This window comes from Gluconacetobacter tumulicola (genome assembly GCF_014174215.1).
Taxonomy (GTDB): domain Bacteria; phylum Pseudomonadota; class Alphaproteobacteria; order Acetobacterales; family Acetobacteraceae; genus Gluconacetobacter; species Gluconacetobacter tumulicola.
The window spans coordinates 74171-90847 of record NZ_JABEQL010000007.1 but is presented as its reverse complement, the minus strand read 5'-3'; the positions used below and the strand labels follow the sequence as shown (position 1 = coordinate 90847).

Genomic DNA, 16677 nt, shown 5'->3' with positions numbered 1-16677 from the left:
CGAATGCAAATGCGCGCTGCTTCTTGAACATAAGGCAGAAACGCCATTTCAATATTCCTTATCGGATAGTTTTCAATAAGTCATATACCTGCCCGTTGCCCGGTCGAGATGAGGGTGACTACATTTGAAAAACACAATCAAGATTCAATTCGTATCCATAAAATCTTCAGGATCCGTGATGTCGTCACCTGGCAGCCGCCCCAGCTTCAAAACCCTTCTCCGCAGCCATCCGGCTGCGTGCGGTCCTGAACGCATGGGTACGACATGCTGCGTCATTCTGTTGGCGATCACGGGCCATAAAGCGTATGCAGCGCCACAGAAAACGCCACTGCACAAACAGCATACGGCACATGCCTATCACCTTTCTCCCGCCCCCGTCGGCCAGACGCAAAGACACCTGCCGGAGGTCACACGGAGACAGGCCGCCGAAACCGTACAGGTGACCGGCCTGTCGCAAGGCGCGCGGAGAACGAAGGACTTGCAGAAAGTGCCCGCCTCTACGTCGCTTCTGACGGCGCAGACGCTGGAGCGGCTCGGCGTGCAGAACACCAGGCAGCTGGCCCGCCTGACGCCGAACCTGTACGTGCCGAACAACATGCCGGGATATTCGGTCAATAACTACTTCATTCGCGGGATCGGCGAAATCGACCCGCAGGGTGAACCTTCCGTGGGCACTTATCTCGACGGCGTCTATCTGCCGCGAAATATGGGCACAATGCAGGAACTTCTCGATATCGGCGATATCGAGGTCGATCGTGGCCCCGTCGTCTTTGCCGGACATCAGTCCGAAGGAGGCGGCATACGGATCAATACACTGACTCCGACCAATCAGCGGCACGCCGTTTTTCAGACAGGCTACGGCACCTATAACGAATACCAGATCGGTGCCACCGTCAGCGGCGCGCTTATTCGCGACAAGCTCTATGCCAGTCTCTCGTTCGGACGGCATGCCAGAGGCGGCATCGACCATAACTATACCGTCGGCAAGGACACCAACAATATCGACTATTCCCAGGCGCGCGGGAAACTTCGCTTTACACCGACCGACGATCTGGAGATCACGATCGCCTTCGACGGCACCGTGGACGGCAGCACCAACCGGGGCGTCGGCAACCTGCTCAATCCCTACATTTACGGCAACTATAACCGGGCTTACCCAAAGAACAATTACAGCGAAGCCGGCTTTACGGGAAACGTTCGCTATACGCTCTCCCCGCATTTGTCCCTTTACGCCATAACGGGGATACGTGGATATGACGACAAGGGCATGTACGACAATTACGGTGATTACTACTCGCGCGTCAGCCAGAACCTTTATTATCGGGACAGAATGTACTCGCAGGAAATCCGCCTCCACGGAGACTATGACGGGCTTTCTTTCAACACGGGTGCGTATTTCATGTACGAAAACTGGTTCACCCAGCGGTGGGCCAACAACCAGAGCAGCTACAACACCGCGCCCAACGTGCTGACGATGCCCGTCCTGGCCGTCATCAACCAGATCAACCGTAACTGGGCAGTCTATGGCGATGTCAGCTATCATATCACGCCAAAGCTGACCTTTACGGCGGGCCTGCGTTTCAACTGGGAAAATCATGCCAACGCCGAAACGCTGTCCTATCTGGCGCCAGGTTCCCACCTGGCCACGCCCGCGGCCGCGCTGGCGGCACTCAACTGGGGCGTGCCCACTTCACTGGCCTGGCAGACCTCGGCGCGCGACAGCTGGATCCAGCTTCTTCCCAAGGGGGTCCTGAACTGGCAGGCCCTTCCCAACCTGATGGCCTACGCGTCGATTTCCCAGGGTGGAAAATCCGCCGGCTACGATTTCCGGGCCCAGACGCCAACGGCGCTCGGCAGCCTGCAGGCGACCACGCCTTATGATCCGGAAATCGTCACGACCTATGAAATCGGCCTGAAATCGGAACCGCTCCCCGGACGCATCCGCTTCAATGGTGCCCTGTTCTGGAACCAGTTCGACAATATCCAGCTGACCGTGATGGACCCGTCCAACGGACTGTCGCACCGGTTCAATGCCGGGACGGGACACTCCGCCGGCGCGGAAATCGAAACATTTGTCCAGATCACGAAAGATCTCGAACTCCATTATACCGCGTCCTACCTCTATGCCGTGCTGGACAAGTTCAGGGGCGTCGTCAGCAGGACGCAACTGGCCAGCGGTCAGATCTACAGCAACACGCCCTATGATGGCGCTGCGCTGCCCTATTCCCCGCGATTCCAGACGATGGGCTCTCTGACCTACCATATTCCCGTCAACCTGCCGGGCCGTTTCGAGGTCGGCGTCGACGTGTCCTATCAGAGCGCCACCTATATCAGTTCGGCCATCAATCCCCAGACACGCCTCCCGCCCCAGACCTATGTGAATGCCATGGCAGGCTGGACCAGCACCGACAAGCGCTGGGCCGTCCAGGCGATGGGCCGCAACCTGCTCGACAAGCGATACCTGCAAAGCGAAAGCTTCGTTCAGTCGGGTGGCGTGCCGATCTATGAGTCGGCCCAGTTCGCCGACCCGCGCACGATCTTCGTCTCTGCGAAGATGTCATTCTGAATCGCCCTTCGGGCCAGGTGACAGCCCAGTTCATGAGACGGCTCCGGCCGATCACCATCCCCAATGCATCCCGGCCGTGGGCGCCACGCCGGACAGGGCCCAAATTCATGATACGGACCTTCCACCTGACGACAGGCACCAGCATCGTCGCCACGATGTTCGTACTCCTGCCCCATACGGCGCTCCAGCACGCGCATGCGGCGCCCCCCGGGCACAAAGCAAAGGCCGCGCCCACGGCCGGCGCCAGGGCGACAGCTGAAGCGATCACGGTGCATGCCAATCCGCATCGTCCGCGCCTGGCGGCCCATGCTGCGATGGGCGCGTTGGGGTCGCGTTCGGAATTCGACACGCCGTTCTCTCTCAGCATCGTATCGGCCGCGAAGGTCGAACAGATGCAGGCCGTCGATATCAACGATGTCTTCCGCGCCGAGCCTGGCGTGCAGGAAAATTCGAACGGCGGATCGACTGCGTCGGGTGCAAGCTTTCGCGTCCGCGGCCTCGATCTCGACTGGACCAACGGATACAAGATCGACGGTTTCGCAATCCCGTACTGGTTCATCGACCTGCCGATGGCCAATTTCGGCCAGTTCCAGCTGACCAAGGGTGCGTCGGCCTTCCTCTACGGGTTCGGTTCGCCCGGCGCGGTCCTGGATTTCCAGCTGAAGAAGCCGGTGGATGCGCCGCAACTGGGGATCGAAGCCGGCTATCGGTCCGATGCCGCGTTCCGTCAGAGCCTGGACGCCGGCGGCCCGATCGGGTCGTCAGATCGGGTAACCTATCGCTTCGTGGCTGCGAACGAGATCGGCAACCAGTATAACGGCAGCTATATCCGCTCGACATCGATATCGGGCGCGCTGAAGGTGAAGATCACCGACGCGCTCGACTGGCATTTCGACAGTTTCTACCTCAACACCCTGCAGACCGGCATGGTCAACGGGGTGACCGTGAGCAGCGGACTGACATCGCTGACCCCGATCAGCGGCCGGGCGGAGCTTGGCGCCCCGGATTCATGGAAACGCAATGACCTCAAGCATTTCAACACCGGCTTCGACTGGCAGTTCGCACCACGCTGGACTTCCCGCCTGGCCTATGCCTACTCGCATCTCGACGAGCGCTTTCCGTCGAATGCCATAACCTTCCTTGACAATCGTGGCGACTACCTGAACCGCCCGTTCCAGATGACGCGGGTCTTCACCTACCACCAGGTACAGCAGACCACAGAAGGGCGATTCGAAACCGGACCTCTGCACCATGACGTCGTCGCGGGTATCATGTGGCTGTACCAGAAATTCGACGCCGACGCCAACGCGGCTTATTACCAGCCCTATCAATACGGGAATATCCACACCGCACGGCCGACCAACACCAACGCGCATTTCTATAATCCGAAGCTCTACAACTACGTCGATTACACGCAGGTCGCGCCCTTCTGGAGCGATACCATCACGTGGCATCGCTGGTCCCTTCTGGCAGGAGCACGCTATACGGACTATATCGAAAACGATTACGCGACCGACGGCAGCGGACGACGGACGGCAGCCCGACAGAATAATCCCGTAACACCCGTCGTCTCGCTCTCCTACAAGCCCGAGACGGATATCAACGCCTATTTCAGCTATGTCGAGGCCATGCAGTCAGGCACCCAGGCTGCCGCGACGGCAGGGAATGCGTATCAGGTCTTCGCGCCGATGCGCAGCCAGGAATACGAACTGGGCGTGAAGGTGCAGAAAACCCGGTGGAGCGGCACGCTGGCGCTCTACCGGCTCGATAGCATCGCGGCCTATGTCGATTCCAATAATGTGCAGCAGCAAGGGGGCCTTGTCCGCTACCAGGGGGTGGAAGCCGGCGGAACGGTCCAGGCGACGCGCGACCTGCAATTGACCGGTAGCCTGACCTATCTGGACGCACGCTATGGCGCGGGCACACCCTATCAGGGCAAACAGGCCGAATCCACCTCGCCGTTCGAGGCGAATGTCGCCGCAGACTACACCCTGCCGTGGGTAAAGGGCCTGAGCGTCCATGGCGGAATGAACTACGTATCCGCCGGATGGCTGAATCCGTCGAACAGCTTCCGACTGCAATCCTATATGCTGGGTACGGTCGGCGCCCAGTATGTCACGCGCGTCGACCGGCACCGTCTGACCTTCCGGGCGGCGGTCGAGAATATCGGCAACGAACGCTACTGGGTCAGCCGGGGCGCACTGCAGCTTTTCCCGGGGGCGCCACGCACGGTCGCTCTCAGCGCGCGGCTGGATCTCTGACCTGCCCCTGAACCAGGGGCCACCATATTATCGAGAAAAAATCGATGGAATCATGATTTTTTCTCACTCGTTCCCGTCGGGCCGGCATCTAGAATGATCATGCATATGCATGATCGCGAGGTTCCGATGACCGTTCTTTCCCGTCCCGCCTTGTCTGCTCCGGTCAACGGCATTTCCGATAGCGAATGGGCGCTGCGTGTGGATCTGGCGGCGCTCTATCGTCTGGCTGCCCTCCATGGCTGGGACGATCTGGTGGCAACCCATATCTCGGCACGCCTGCCCGGCGCGGCGCATCATTTCCTGATCAACCCGTTCGGCCTGCTGTTCGAGGAAGTCACGGCATCCAGCCTGGTCAAGGTCGACCTGGACGGCACCATCGTCGAACCCAGCGCATACGGCATCAATTATGCGGGCTTCGTGATCCATTCGGCCATTCATGCCGCGCGTCCCGACGCCCGCTTCATCATTCATTTTCATACGGCGGACGGGATGGCCGTCTCGGCCCATGCCGAAGGATTGCTGCCGCTTAACCAGCGCGCACTGACTGTCATTCCGTCCCTGCGTTATCATGATTACGAAGGCATCGCCCTTGATCTCGACGAACGGGAACGTCTGGTCGCCGATCTGGGCGATGGGCATTTCATGCTGCTCCGCAATCACGGCACGCTCGCCCTCGGCCACAGCCCGGGCCGGGCATGGCGACGGATCCATCAGCTCGAAACGGCCTGCACGGCGCAGGTCCGGACCCTGTCCATCGGCCGGGACAATGTGCTTCTGGCCCCGCAGGCCGCGCAGGACACGGTGCGCCAGCAGATCGACCGCAGCCGGCAGCCGGTCGAGGGCAAGCGGGAGCTGGACGATCTGATCTGGGAGGCGGCGCTGCGCCGCGTGGCGCGCCACGCACCGGGTTTCGACAGTTGAAGGAGGCCGTCATGTTCCACAGCCTGCACCGGCCGACACGCCGCCAGTTTACGCGTCTGCTCAGCGGCAGCGCCCTGGCCATGGCACTTCCGTCGTCGCCGCGCGCCGCCGATGCGCCTGATCTGTCGGGCGTCACGCTGCGCGTGGCGTCCTTTCGCGGGCAGGACAGTACGCTCCTGCCCGCGACGGGACAGGCCGATTTTCCCTATCGGGTCCAGTTCAGCGAATTCAATTCCGGCAACCTGATCGCCCAGGCGATCAATGCCGATGCGATCGACCTGGGCGGCTGGAGCGAGATCCCCATGGTGTTCGCCGCGGCGTCCGGTGCACAGGTCGCCGTCGTCGCGACCATGGACGGTCCGACCACCGATCAGGCGGTGTTGGCCCCGTTGCACAGCCCCTACCGTTCGGTGGCCGACCTGCGCGGCCGGCGCGTGGGCTATATCAAGGCGACCACCGCCCATTATTTCCTGATCCGCATGCTCGAACAGCACGGCATGAGCTTCGCGGACATCCATCCGGTAGCGCTGGGCATGAGCGAGGGCCTGACCGCAATGAAGGCGGGCAGTCTGGATGCGTGGGCGACCTACGGCTATGCCATCCAGACGCTGGAGAATGACGGCACCGCACGGATTCTGGAAAGCGCCAGGGATATCCTGTCCGGGCATTATTTCATCGGCGCCAATCCGCGCCGGCTGGACGATCCGGCCTTCCGCCATGCCGCCGCCGACTATATTCGCCGCCTGGGCCGCGCCTATGCCACCCTTGCCGCCGACAAGCCGGGCTGGGCCCGGATCGTGTCGCCGGTGATCCAGGTCCCGGAACCGATCGTGCTGGCCTATCTGCAAGGTCACAACCGCCCCTATCATCTGCGCGCCTGGACGGATGCCGACATCGCCGGCGCCCAGTCCGTCGCAGACGCATTCGCCCACGCCGGCGTGTTACCCGCAGGCATCCGGGTCAACGCCGTCTTCTCCCCGGCCCTGGCATCGCTCCTGACGGCCTGACCAGGATCAGGCCCGGGCAGGACCTCATGAACCACGCGGCATTGTCAGGTGATTTTAATTCATACAAAACTTTGTCGTGATTTAATTGTGTTGTCCGGGACCGCGCGGCAGGGTGAGGGACCTCCCCCTGCCCGTTCAGAGACACGGTATGAAATTGACGCGCCAGCCTTTCCCGCTGCTGACCACGATGTTCCTTGTCGGGGCCGTCGCCGCCGGTCTGTCCTGCCGCATTGCGCCAGCCCATGCCGAGGACGAACTGGTCGTCGCAGACCAGAAAGGACAGCAGAAGGCATTGCTGGAGGCAGCCGGCGCCGACCGGGACCTGCCCTATCGCATCCGCTGGACCGAATTCGAAGCCGCGGCGCCCCTGTTGCAGGCGCTCGGTGCCGGAGCGGTCGATACCGGGATTGCCGGCGATGGCCCGTTCCTGTTCGCCTGGGGCTCCGGCCTGCCGGTGAAAGCCGCCTTCCTGCTGCCGCCGCGCGGCGGTGGCCGGTCAACGGCCGTCGTGGTCGCGGCCGGCTCGCCGATCCATGATGCCGCCGGGCTCTCCGGCAAGCGGATCGCCACCGGGCGCGGCTCGATCGGGCATCTGCTGCTGCTGCGCCTGATCCAGAGCGGCGCCATCCCGCCGCCCGCGCCCCGCATCGTGTTCCTGACCCCGGCCCAGGCAAAGGCCGCGCTGGATGCCGGCACGCTCGACGCCTGGTCGACGTGGGAACCTTATGTCTCGCTGGAAGTCCTGCATGCCCACGGGCATGAGGTCGTGAATGGCGGCGGCCTTCTGCCCGGCAACAGTTTCTTCGTCGCGAATGACGCGGCGCTGGGCGGCAAGCGTGCGCAACTGGCCGATTTCTACCGGCGCGTGACCCAGGCCTATGCCTGGGGGCATGCGCATCTTTCCGACTATGCCACGATACTGGCCCGGCAGACCGGACTGCCGGGCGACGTGGCCCTGGCCGTCGCTGAAAAACTGATCGCGGCCCCTGTGCCGCTGGATCACCATGTCGCGGAGCAGGAACAGGCGACATTGGACAGCTATCGCAAGGCCGGACTGGTGCAGGGGGCCGGCAGCGTCGATTCGGCCTTCGACGAAACCCTTGCTTCCCCCTGATCCGGGGCGAAGGACATGACGAAAGAGAACGGACGCATGGACACATTACCGGCCGCGCGGGCGCAGCATGACACGCCGGACTGGGCGGCGCTCGACCGGCTGGTACCGCGTTTCGCGGCGCGCGCCGCGGAATATGACCGTTCGGGCGACATCGCGCTGGATAATCTGGCGGATCTGCGCGACGCGGGTTTCCTGGCGCTGACCCTGCCCCGCGCCTATGGCGGCCTCGCGATCGGGCTCCGCACCGTGCTGGAGGTCGTCAGCCGCATCGCGCGCGGCGACCCCTCCACCGCGCTGATCGTGTCCATGCAGTATCTGCAATCGGGTGCTGTCGTCCGCTCGGATCGCTGGCCGGCGGACGTCAAGGCGGAACTGTTCCGCAGCATCCGGCACGAGGGCGCGCTGATCAACGCGCTGCGCGTGGAACCGGAACTGGGGACCCCGGCGCGCGGCGGCCTGCCGGCCACCACCGTCCGGCATGACGGCGCGACCTGGCGCATCAGCGGGCGCAAGATCTTCTCGACCGGCTCGACGGCCCTGCGCTGGGGTGTGGCGTGGGCGCGCACGGAGGGTGAGGCGCCGCGCGTCGGGCAGGTGCTGGTACCGCTGGACCTGCCCGGCGTGCGGATCGAGAAAAGCTGGCACCAGATGGGCATGCGCGCGACCGGCAGTCACACCATCATCTTCGAGGATGTCGCGATCCCCGAACGCTATCTGGTCAACCTGAACCCGCCGGCAGCCGCGCCCGACGACGCCGTGCAGCTTGCCAGTTGGCATGCCGTCGTCATCGGGGCGCTTTATGACGGGGTGGCACGCGCGGCCCGCGACTGGCTGGTCCGGTTCCTGCACGAGCGCGCGCCCAGCAATCTGGGGGCGCCGCTGGCCACCCTGCCGCGCTTCCAGACCCTGATCGGCGAGATCGACGCCCTGCTGCTGACCAACCGCGCCCTGATCGACCACGCGCTGGCCCGCGAGGACAGCGGCGAGCACGCGGACAGCGATGCCGGGCTGGTCAAACATCTGGTGACCGAAAACGCCATCGCCGCCGTCGGCAAGGCCGTGGCGGCGATCGGCAATCCGGGCCTGAGCCAGGACAATCCGCTGGAACGCCATTATCGCGACGTGCTCTGCGGCCGGATCCATACGCCGCAGGGCGACAGCGCGCTCAGCACCGCCGGCAGGGCCGCCCTGAGCTGACAGGGCGGCCCTGCCGGGTATCAGGATCGCAGGGTCATTCCAGCACGCTGAATCCATGGGTTCCGTCGCGCTCCAATTGCGCGACCAGCCCGAATTCCCAATCCAGATAGGCCTGCATCGCGGCGGCGGCGTTATCCGTCCCCTCATAGGGGCGCTTATAGACATCGTCGGTGCCGGACAGGGCGGTCGCGGGATCGAACCCGCTTTCCAGTTCCAGGCCGGCATCGCGCCAGCCCTGCGTTCCTCCCTCCAGCACCCGCACGCGCAGGCTGGCGCGCACCAGTTCCGCCGCTGCCAAACGCGCGGCGATCCCGTCAGGCGATGTCAGCACCACATCCCGCACATCCGTCAGCGCAGGGTGGCCCGGCAGGTCGGCACGGATCGCGAAGCGTGCCCCCGGCACATGGCCCTTGCGAAATTCCGGGCTGGTGGCCAGGTCGATCACCCATACCCCGTCGCCCAGCGCCGCGACGTCGGATGGTGCGATCGTCTCCACCTCCGGCAGAGGGGCCGCCAGCAGCGACGGCTCCGGCCCGGTCTCGCGCGGCAGGCTGGACCAGTCATCCAGCACGTACACCTCACGCCAGCCAAGCTGACGCAGCCAGTGGGCGGTCATGCGGGCGCGCACGCCGTCATCGTCCGTCAGGATGATCGTGCCGTGCCGCACGCCGATCCACTCATCGGTCGCCTGGACAAGCTGGCCGCCGGGGGCCGAGCGGAAGCCCGCCAGATGGCCGTGCGCGTATTCTTCGGGCGATCGAACATCGAGACGATAGACCGTGCGCGCCGGGTCCGCCGCCAAGGCACGCAGGCCGCCGGCGTCGATCGCCCGCACACCCGTCCGCTCCGCCAGTGCCGCGGCGCCTTGCCGCGCCAGTGCCGTGTTGCCGGGCGTCGCGTCGCCCGCGCGGCGGGTCGCGCCGCGATCCAGCGCCAGCCCTTCCAGCGTCCAGCCGATCGTGCCATTGCGCAGCGCCACGACCGGATTGGGGATGCCCGCATTGACCAGCGACTGGGTGCCGATGATCGAGCGCGTGCGGCCCGCGCAGTTCACCACCACCGTGGTTTCGGCCGAGGGTGCGATATCGCGCACGCGCAATGCCAGTTCCGCCCCCGGCACCGAACGTCCACCCGGAATCGACATGACAGTGTATTCGCTGAAGCGCCTTGCATCGAGAATCACCAGATCGTCGCCACGCGCGATCCGGTCGTGCAGCTCCCGCGCCGGGATCGACGGCGTGTGGCGGACATGCTCCACCAGTTCGCCGAAGGCTTTGGACGGCACATTGACGTCGATGAAGATCTCGCCGCCCGACTGCCGCCAGCCGGCCAACCCGCCTTCCAGGACGGCCACCTGGCTGTAGCCCAGCACCGCCAGCACGGGCAGCGCCCGCGCCACGCGCCCCTCCCCGTCGTCATACAGCACGACCGGCGCGTCGCGGCGGGGGATCAGGCCGGCGATCCGCTCCTCGATCCGCCCCAGCGGCAGGTTGAGCGCGAACAGCGGATGGCCGGCCGCGAATGGACCTTCTTCACGCAGATCGAGCAGGGCGATTTCCTCGCCCTCGCGAAGGCGGCGCCGGACGTCGTCCGGCGACAGCGTGGGCGCTGCGGGGTACGTCATGGCCCTAATCGGCTCCCTTGTTCTTCGAGCGGTCCCACAGATTGGGCACCACCGCGCTGGAATAGCCAGAGATGAAGCTCTTCTCCGCCCCCGTCTCGGGGTCGTAGGTCGCGCGCGACACGCCGCCGATATTGTCGCCATAGACATGGATCGAAATCGAGGTCCGATCCGTCAGGGCATTGGCGACCTGGTGGTAGTCGTTCACGCCCGGGGCCAGGAGCGCGACCTCGCCCGGTTCCAGATAGCTGGTCTCGCCCGCGCGGAACCGGCCGTCTGCGTCGCGGACGAACTGCGTCTCGCTCTCGCGCCCGCGCAGCATGCCGATCAGCCCCCACACGCGATGGTCATGCAGCGGCGTCTTCTGCCCCGGTCCCCAGACGAAGCTGACGACGGAAAACCGCTCCAGCGGATCGCAATGCAGCAGGTACTGGCTGTAGCGTTCGGGATGCGGCTGGGCGAATTCCTCCGGCAGCCAGTCGTCCTGCGCCACCAGGCTGCGCAGCAGTCCCGCCCCTTCCTGCTGCAAGGCGTCGCGGTCCAGGCCGCGCTCGTGCAATACCGTGAAGCGGACGACGAAGTCTCTCAGTCGGGCAATCGATGTCATGTCGGTCAATCCAGCAGATCGGGTTCCTGTGCGACGATCCAGTCCCACAGGGGTTGGAAGGAGTGGTAGCCGCCCTGATGCGTGCCGACCTGACTGGCGGTCAGACGCGCGATTTCGGGCGCGATGGGCCTGACGGGTCCCGCCGCCTGGGCCAGAAGCTGGGCATGCGCCGCATTGTCCATGGTGATGAACCACCAGGCCGCGGCCTCGACCGTCGGCCCGACGGTCAGCAGCCCGTGATTCTGCAGGATCACCGCCTTGCGATCGCCCAACGTCGCGGCCAGCCTTTCGCCCTCGCTATCGTCCAGCACCACGCCGCTGAACGGATCGAATACGGCATGGTCTTCGAAGAATGCGCAGGAATCCTGGGTGATCGGCAAAAGCTCCGTTCCCAGCGCGGAAAAGGCCTTGCCATAAGTCGAATGCGTATGGGCCGCCGCGATCACGTCCGGTCGCGCCCTGTGCAAGGCGGAATGGATGGTGAAGCCGGCCGTGTTGATCGGACGGTCGCCGATCAGGATCGTGCCGTCATGGTCCACCAGTTGCAGATCGGAGACCCGGATCTGCGAAAAATGGACGGCCAGCGGATTGATCCAGTACTGGTCGGAAAATTCCGGATCACGCGCCGTGACGTGCCCCGCCAGGCCCTGATCGAAACCATAGCGGCCGAACAGGCGGAAGGTCGCGGCCAGCCGCTGTTTGCGATGCAGGCGCTCTTCCGCGAACGATGCCGCCGGCGGGCGCGGTTCCAGGCGACGCTCCCGCGCCTGGGTGGAAACCGGCGGTGCCGGCGGGGCCGCGCCGCGCGCGCGACCGGTGAGAACCGGAGCATTCATGTCGGGGAGTCCCCTTTCGTTCGCTTCACTGTCAACTCAATATCCACGGGTCGCATCGACCACGTCGCGCAATGGCCGGCCATCGAGGAATGATTCGATATTTTCCATGAGTTTCCGGGCGAAATTCGCCCGCACGGCCGGACCGGACCACGAGATATGCGGCGTCAGCCGCACCGCCGGATGGGTGTAGAAGGGATGGCCCGCCGGCAGCGGCTCCGGGCTGGTCACGTCCAGCGTCGCGAAGCCAACCTGCCCCCGGTCCAGGGCCGACAGCAGCGCCGCGTGGTCGACCAGCGCCCCCCGCGCGACATTGACCAGATGCAGCCCCGGCCGGGCGCGTGCCAGCACCTCGGCATCCACGCACCCCGCCGTCTCGGGCGTCAGGGGGAGCGCCAGCACCAGATGATCCACCCGGGCTGCCAGTTCCGCCAGGCTGCCGACGGGTTCGGCCAGATCGTCCCCGGCCCACGCCCTGCGCCGCCAGGCCAGGACGCACAGGCCGAAGGCGCGCGCCCGCGCCGCGACGGCCCGGCCGATGGCACCATAGCCCGCCACCCCCAGCACCTGCCCCTCCAGGGAACCCAGCGGCGTGAGGTCCCGGGTCGCGATGGCGTTCCGGGTCCAGTCCTCCGGCTCCGTGGGACGAAGCGCGTCCAGCCACTTTGCCCGCAGCAGCAGCGCCGTCAGCACATATTCGGCGATCGGCACCGCCGCATCGCCCCGCCCGCAGGTGACGATCCGCCCGCGCAGCAGCCAGGGCGGAAACCCGTCCACCCCCGCCGAGGCGATCTGCACCCAAAGCGGCCCCCCGGGGCGACCGGACGCCCATGCGACCGGCTGCTCGGTGGGGGCCTGCTTCCAGTTGCGCGACGGGCCCGTCAGCAGGATGTCGGCCCGCTCGGCGCCCAGCGCGGTCCAGTCCCAGGGGGCCTCGGCCTCGCGGCTGCCCGCGACGACGCGCAGGCGATCGCCGAACCGGCCCAGCGCGTCGCCCACCTCCGGCCCCAGATGGTTGACGACGACAAGCGGCGAGACATCAGCGGGCATGACCGCGCGCCCTATGCCGCGCGACCCGGCGCGGCACGGTCCTCGGCCGCGACCAGGGCGCGCACGCGCGGGATCAGGTCCCGTCCGTAGACATAGGCATCCAGCAACGGATCGAAACCGCGGATCAGGAAGGTCGAGATTCCCAGCCGGTAATAATCCAGCAGCGCGTCCGCCACTTGGTCCGGCGTGCCGACCAGCGCGGTCGAATTGCCCCGCGCGCCGGTCAGGGCGGCGATGCCGGTCCACAGGCGCTTGTCCAGCCGCGCCCCCTGTTCGGCCGCCGCCAGCAGGCGGCGCGACCCCTCGTTCGGGATCACCGCCGGGCGCGCGTATCCGGTGCGCTCCTGCAAGGCGCGTGCGGTCTCCAGTATCCGGTCGGCCTTGCGCCACGCCTCGTCCTCGGTCTCCGCCAGGATCGGCCGCAGCGACAGGGAGAAGCGGGGCGTGCGCCCGTGCCGCGCCGCCGCCTCGCGCACGCGGGAGACGGTCTCGCTCACCTGTTCGTAGGTCTCGCCCCACAGGGCATAGACGTCGGCGTGCCGGCCCGCCACGGCGATCGCCTCGTCCGACGAGCCGCCGAAATAGACCGGGATACCGACCTCGCGATAGGGACGGACCAGGGAATGCGCGCCCCGGACATCATAGAAGCGGCCCTGATGGTCGAACGGCGCCTGGGCCGACCATTCGCGCCGGACGATCTCCAGATATTCGTCGGTCCGGACATAGCGCTCGGCCTTGGTGGTGTGGTCGCCGTCGGCCTGCAATTCGATATCGCTGCCACCGGTGATGATATGGACCGCCACCCGCCCGCGCGTCAGATGGTCCAGCGTCGCCAGTTGCCGCGCCGCCAGCGTCGGCGCGGTAAAGCCGGGCCGGTGCGCGATCAGCACGCCCAGATCGCGTGTCACGGCAGCCACATGCTGCGCCAGGAGCAGGCTGTCGGGCGAATTGGAATGAAAGGCGATCAGCGTCCGGTCGAACCCTCCATTCTCATGGATCTTCGCCGTAGCCTCGACATGCGCCAGGTCAATGACGGGACCGGATGGCGGGATGGTTTCCGACTGGTTCCGGCCGTTGACAAAGCCGATAAACTCCACAGTCATCCTGACCTCATCGGAAATTGAACGATTTATTTACGTTATTTGAGATATATAACACTTGCAATCAGATCTTCATCAAGTCAGAAATGATCATCAAACGCTTTTGAATCGTTAATATGAGCGTTTGCGGTTTCTCATTGCAGTGGAGATTTCCCGCCATGTCCCAGACCGCCACGGTGGCGGCGCCACATCGAGCAACGCGGAATATCCCTACTGAATTGCTGCGTTCGTTCGTGGCGATTGCCGAGGCGGGTTCCATGGCGCAGGCGACCGACATCATCTTCCTGACCCAGAGCGCGCTCAGCCTGCAGATGAAACGGCTGGAAGATCTGTTGCAGCAGAAGCTGTTCCGCCGCGACGGCCGCCGGCTGACCCTGACGGCGGCCGGAGAGGATCTGGTCGGCTACGCGCGGCAGTTGCTCGCGCTGAATGACCAGATCGTGCACAATCTCGGCCTGACCGATGATCCCGAGCCGATCACGATCGGCATGGTGCAGGATTTCGCCGACACGATCCTGCCCGACGTGCTCGTCCGCTTCCGGATGGAACATCCCCGTGCCCGCCTGGTCATCCGCGTGGGAGGGACCGCCGAACTGCTGGAGATGTTCGACCGCTCGCGCCTCGACCTGGTGCTGTGCCTGGGCCAGCATGGCGACCGGCCGGGCGCCACCTGGAAAGTCGTCGGCCATGACAGGATGGTCTGGCTGGGCGATCCCGCGGCCACCGAGCAGGAAGAACTGCCGCTGGTCCTGCTCGAACCGCCCTGCCGCTTCCGCGACGCCGCCTTGCGGGCGTTGACCGGCGCGCGGCGGAATTATCGGATCGTTCTGGAAACCCCCAATCTTCCGGCATTGCGCGCCGGGATCAGGGGGCAGTTGGGTGCCAGTTGCCGCACGCGCCGCTTCGCGACGGCCGAAGGCTTGCCCACCATTCCGCCGGGGATCCTGCCCGATGTTCCTGACATCGAAACCATCCTGGTCCAGCGGGACAAGTTGAGCGACGCGGCACGCGATCTCGGCGACCTTCTGTCCGAGGCCGCCGACCATCCATAAGGAATGCCCAACTCTCGCTTTAGGGAAACTCCCTGGAATGGATCAGCCGCCCTGATCCATAAGTTCAGCTATTCCTTTCCCTTCGCAGGACATTTCCCATGGGCCTTTCCGGTTCCGATACTGCCCCGACGTTGCGCGAACGTTTCCAGACGCTCGAGGACGAGCGCCGGCGAAGCTGGGCGCCCGAAGCCCTGGCGATCAACGTCAATCAGCGGCAGACGCTGGTGCGCGAGCATGCGGCGACACGTCATGTCCAGGCCGGCGACATCCTCCCGCCCTCGACGCTGCGCGGAACGGACGGCGGCCCGGTCGAACTGGATGCGCTGGTCGCGAACGGGCCGGCGGTCCTGATCTTCTTCCGCTTCGCCACCTGTCCGGCCTGCAACATCGCCCTGCCCTATTACAGGGACACATTATGGACCGCGCTGGCGCGGGCCGGTATCGCCCTGGCCGCGATCTCGCCTCAGCCGGAAGCCCTGTTGGGCGAGATTGTCGCCCGGCATGCCCTGCCCTTTCCGGTGCTGAGCGATCCCGGTCTGGCGCTATCCCGCGCGCTGGGCATCACCTATGTCTTCGACGATGCCTCGCGCGCGGCGGCCGAGGCCAAGGGCGGCACCAGCCAGCAGCTCAACGGCACCGGATCGTGGGAATTGCCCAAGCCGGCGATCGTCATCGTCGATCCCGGCCGGGTCGCGCGCTTCGTGGACATTTCACCGGACTGGATGGACCGGACCGAGGCGGCCGAAATCCTGGCGGCGCTGGATCTGTCGGCGGGGGGCGCGTCCCGTGCCGCGTGACACGGGCCTGGCGCTGGCCAGCGAGACTATCGTGACGGATATTGGAACGGACGTCAGCCGCGACGCCTTCCGCGACGCCATGAGCCTGCTGGGCGCGCCTGTGGTCCTGGTCACCACGGACGGTGCCGCCGGGTGCCATGGGCTGACCGTATCGGCGATCACCAGCGTCAGTGACGACCCGCCGACCGTGCTGGTCTGCCTCAACCGGGCCAATCGCTCGCACGGGGCCTTCCTGCGCAATGGCATCATCGGCATCAGCATCCTGGGCCGGGGGCATGATGCGCTCGCCGGCACCTTCGCCAGCAGCCGCCTGTCGGCCGAGGAAAAATTCAGCCACGGCACATGGCGCGACGACGTGACCGGTGCGCCGCTGCTGGCGGACGCGCCGGTTACGCTGGATTGCACGATCGACGCGCTGCACGCATCGGGCAGCCATGACGTGCTGTTCTGCCGGGTCCGGTCGATCGGCCTGCATTCCGGAGCACGCCACGGCCTGGCCTGGTTCTCCCGCCGCTTTCACCTGTTGCCCGCCGAGTAACGCGCGGGATGTC

At 65.4% G+C, this 16677-nt stretch carries 14 protein-coding genes; 9 read left to right on the top strand and 5 right to left on the bottom strand.

All coding sequences use genetic code 11. The features are described from left to right. Positions 1-487: 487 nt before the first annotated feature. The 6 genes from HLH29_RS07320 (at position 488) to HLH29_RS07295 (ending at position 9066) form a co-directional block, all read left to right on the top strand. Positions 488-2566 (top strand): TonB-dependent receptor, encoded by a 2079-nt coding sequence (locus HLH29_RS07320; protein ID WP_338030198.1) that lies wholly within the window; start codon positions 488-490, stop codon positions 2564-2566. Positions 2567-2673: 107 nt separating this feature from the next. Continuing rightward, a complete protein-coding gene (locus HLH29_RS07315; protein ID WP_182965283.1) occupies positions 2674-4827 on the top strand; it encodes a TonB-dependent siderophore receptor in 2154 nt (717 codons plus the stop codon). Between the two features lie 126 nt (positions 4828-4953). Continuing rightward, positions 4954-5748, top strand: coding sequence for a class II aldolase/adducin family protein (locus HLH29_RS07310; protein WP_220791420.1), 795 nt, complete (start codon positions 4954-4956; stop codon positions 5746-5748). 11 nt (positions 5749-5759) lie between these two features. Then, the gene (locus HLH29_RS07305) at positions 5760-6755 is read left to right on the top strand and encodes an ABC transporter substrate-binding protein (protein ID WP_246373921.1); all 996 of its coding nucleotides are present in this window, start codon (positions 5760-5762) and stop codon (positions 6753-6755) included. Positions 6756-6903: 148 nt separating this feature from the next. After that, entirely contained in the window at positions 6904-7869 is a 966-nt protein-coding gene (locus tag HLH29_RS07300; protein WP_246373919.1) for an ABC transporter substrate-binding protein, read from the top strand. Positions 7870-7905: 36 nt separating this feature from the next. Continuing rightward, on the top strand, positions 7906-9066 hold the full coding sequence (locus tag HLH29_RS07295; protein ID WP_182965281.1) for an acyl-CoA dehydrogenase family protein: 1161 nt from the start codon (positions 7906-7908) through the stop codon (positions 9064-9066). A gap of 34 nt (positions 9067-9100) precedes the next feature. On the opposite strand, the gene HLH29_RS07290 is transcribed toward HLH29_RS07295, so the two are convergent. The 5 genes from HLH29_RS07290 to HLH29_RS07270 are packed head-to-tail and all read right to left on the bottom strand — an operon-like array spanning position 9101 to position 14280. Next, positions 9101-10690 carry a rhodanese-like domain-containing protein gene (locus HLH29_RS07290; RefSeq protein WP_182965280.1) on the bottom strand — a complete coding sequence of 530 codons (1590 nt, stop codon included), beginning with the start codon at positions 10688-10690 and terminating at the stop codon, positions 9101-9103. Between the two features lie 4 nt (positions 10691-10694). Beyond that, the gene (locus HLH29_RS07285; protein WP_182965279.1) at positions 10695-11294 is read right to left on the bottom strand and encodes a cysteine dioxygenase family protein; all 600 of its coding nucleotides are present in this window, start codon (positions 11292-11294) and stop codon (positions 10695-10697) included. Positions 11295-11299: 5 nt separating this feature from the next. Next, on the bottom strand, positions 11300-12130 hold the full coding sequence (locus tag HLH29_RS07280) for a class II aldolase/adducin family protein (RefSeq protein ID WP_182965278.1): 831 nt from the start codon (positions 12128-12130) through the stop codon (positions 11300-11302). 36 nt (positions 12131-12166) lie between these two features. Beyond that, positions 12167-13177: an NAD(P)-dependent oxidoreductase gene (locus tag HLH29_RS07275; protein WP_182965277.1), complete on the bottom strand. Its 1011-nt coding sequence runs from the start codon at positions 13175-13177 to the stop codon at positions 12167-12169. Between the two features lie 11 nt (positions 13178-13188). Continuing rightward, positions 13189-14280, bottom strand: a complete 1092-nt coding sequence (locus tag HLH29_RS07270; RefSeq protein ID WP_182965276.1) for an LLM class flavin-dependent oxidoreductase — start codon at positions 14278-14280, stop codon at positions 13189-13191. Positions 14281-14435: 155 nt separating this feature from the next. Here HLH29_RS07270 and HLH29_RS07265 point away from each other — a divergent pair, with 155 nt between their 5' ends. From HLH29_RS07265 to HLH29_RS07255, 3 genes are all read left to right on the top strand, one after another. Next, entirely contained in the window at positions 14436-15329 is an 894-nt protein-coding gene (locus HLH29_RS07265) for a LysR substrate-binding domain-containing protein (RefSeq protein WP_182965275.1), read from the top strand. Positions 15330-15427: 98 nt separating this feature from the next. Continuing rightward, positions 15428-16126 carry a peroxiredoxin-like family protein gene (locus tag HLH29_RS07260; protein ID WP_182965274.1) on the top strand — a complete coding sequence of 233 codons (699 nt, stop codon included), beginning with the start codon at positions 15428-15430 and terminating at the stop codon, positions 16124-16126. After that, a complete protein-coding gene (locus HLH29_RS07255) occupies positions 16116-16664 on the top strand; it encodes a flavin reductase (RefSeq protein ID WP_338030197.1) in 549 nt (182 codons plus the stop codon). Before HLH29_RS07260 ends, HLH29_RS07255 begins: the two co-directional genes overlap by 11 nt. Positions 16665-16677 lie beyond the last annotated feature (13 nt).